We start from the raw sequence: 1,939 nt of genomic DNA on the forward strand, positions 1-1,939 counted from the left end.
TTCTTTCTCAGTAAAGAGTTTTTTTGGCATTTAATTGTTCTCCGATTCTCCCATTTTTTTCATTATACATAAAAGTACCCTATAGAGCAGACCTTTTTTTAGTGTCTACTCTATAGGGTACAGTTTAAAAACTGGCTAACCTTATAATACGAACGCACCCGTTAGTTGAAGAAGAACTCATTTCTCAAATCTCACTAACATTTTTTCAGGCATTTCTATCTGTTCAATGTCAAAGTTATTGATTCGAAGAGTTATCTCACCTTCCCGCTTATCGGCTTCTTCTCCGACCCAACAACTATACAGTTCAAAATAATCACCTTTATCAATGTAACTGTCCATAATTTTACGCAGTTCAATTAGCTTCTCTTTTGATTCGGCACACGTTTTTTGGTTCATATATTCCGAAATCTCTATTCCCCAGTCACTTGATACTTCGAAAACAAAAGGAGTGGTAAATTGATGTTTTTTCACATCTCGACGGTTATATTTGTTCGAAAAACAACCTCCAATAACAATTAAATCGTCTGACTCTTCATTTACTAAGAGGTATTTCTATATTGCATCCAATATAACTTGCTAATCTCATTTCCCAATCTCCTTTTCTCGCTATTTTAACATTCAACTTCTTCAAGTAAACAAGTAAACTGCTGATTTTATGAACAATCTTAATTAATCGCAGATAAGGTTTTTAACTGGCCATGGATCCTATTTTCTTATGGAACTAACGGGGCAGGTTAGTTGAATAAAGGGAAAAAAGATTGTAATAGTTTGCATTCTACTTAAAAGCTGTAAGTTATAATAACTAAGCATTTATATTACATAAATAATGACATGACTGTAGGCTATTTTTCATAAAATATTTTTGGGGTGTAAAAATGGCAAGAGCAAATTACCGAAGTTCAGACGTTGACTTAATGGCAAGGATGATGAGAGCAGAAGCCGAAGGTGAAGGACGACTAGGAATGTTATTTGTTGGGAATGTAATTGTGAATCGTCTTGTAGCTAATTGTTTAGACTTTAAAGGTTTAAGAACAATTCCACAAGTCATTTATCAAGTACAAGGAGGAAATTATTCTTTTGAAGCTGTTCAAAAAGGGAATGTATTTTATCAAAGAGCGAGAGGTATTGAAAGAAGATTAGCAGAACAGAATTTGAAGCACTGGAGACAGCATCCGGCTAGATATGCCCTTTGGTATTTCAATCCCTATGCGCCATGTCCTCCAACATGGTATGATCAACCTCATACTGGTCAATTTAAAGACCATTGTTTTTATGAACCAAAACCTGGAACATGTGATAGTGTTTATAGAGGTTAAGCTTACTCTTTGAGTAAGCTTTTTTACATATTTAAAATATTTATACAATATAAAACCTTTAGTAATAGTTTTTATCTAAAAAAGTAAGATTGTGAATTATTGTACTTAAGCTAACGGGTGCTTTAGCTTTGGATCGGAGCTATCTTTAAGGCAGCTTTTTCTTATGGCACTAAAGGGGCAGAATAGTTCAAGAAAGATAACAAAAAATATTAGTGAATATGTTTGGCGTGAAAGGAAAAGTAATGGATAAGGTAAAACTTTATTTGAAATATCGAAAGAAATCATATCTTTTAAATACTGCACTTTTTATTGCAGGTTTCATTGTTGTTATCTTTATATTTGGACCTCCGAAGTATTATGTTGTCCCCATTTTATCAATGATAATGGCTTATGGTTTTTTAGAGTTTGTAGAATATAAACGTTGGAAAAAAGAAAATTATTGAGTTTAGCATCCTCAACTAACGGGTGCGTTCGTATTATAAGGTTAGCCAGTTTTTAAACTGTACCCTATAGAGTAGACACTAAAAAAAGGTCTGCTCTATAGGGTACTTTTATGTATAATGAAAAAAATGGGAGAATCGGAGAACAATTAAATGCCAAAAAAACTCTTTACTGAGAAAGAA

The 1,939-nt window shown here is 33.0% G+C and carries 3 protein-coding genes; 2 read left to right on the forward strand and 1 reads right to left on the reverse strand.

Annotated elements, in window-relative coordinates:
* Positions 1–177 precede the first annotated feature (177 nt).
* Positions 178–471: a hypothetical protein gene (locus N0M92_RS28980; protein WP_311202614.1), complete on the reverse strand. Its 294-nt coding sequence runs from the start codon at positions 469–471 to the stop codon at positions 178–180.
* 404 nt (positions 472–875) lie between these two features.
* On the opposite strand from N0M92_RS28980, the gene N0M92_RS28985 reads away from it, so the two are divergent.
* Positions 876–1,316 carry a cell wall hydrolase gene (locus tag N0M92_RS28985; RefSeq protein WP_241590569.1) on the forward strand — a complete coding sequence of 147 codons (441 nt, stop codon included), beginning with the start codon at positions 876–878 and terminating at the stop codon, positions 1,314–1,316.
* A 242-nt stretch (positions 1,317–1,558) separates the two neighbouring features.
* The gene (locus N0M92_RS28990) at positions 1,559–1,759 is read left to right on the forward strand and encodes a hypothetical protein (RefSeq protein WP_260289016.1); all 201 of its coding nucleotides are present in this window, start codon (positions 1,559–1,561) and stop codon (positions 1,757–1,759) included.
* Positions 1,760–1,939 lie beyond the last annotated feature (180 nt).

The sequence above is a fragment of the Peribacillus aracenensis genome, assembly GCF_025175645.1.
Lineage (GTDB): Bacteria > Bacillota > Bacilli > Bacillales > DSM-1321 > Peribacillus > Peribacillus aracenensis.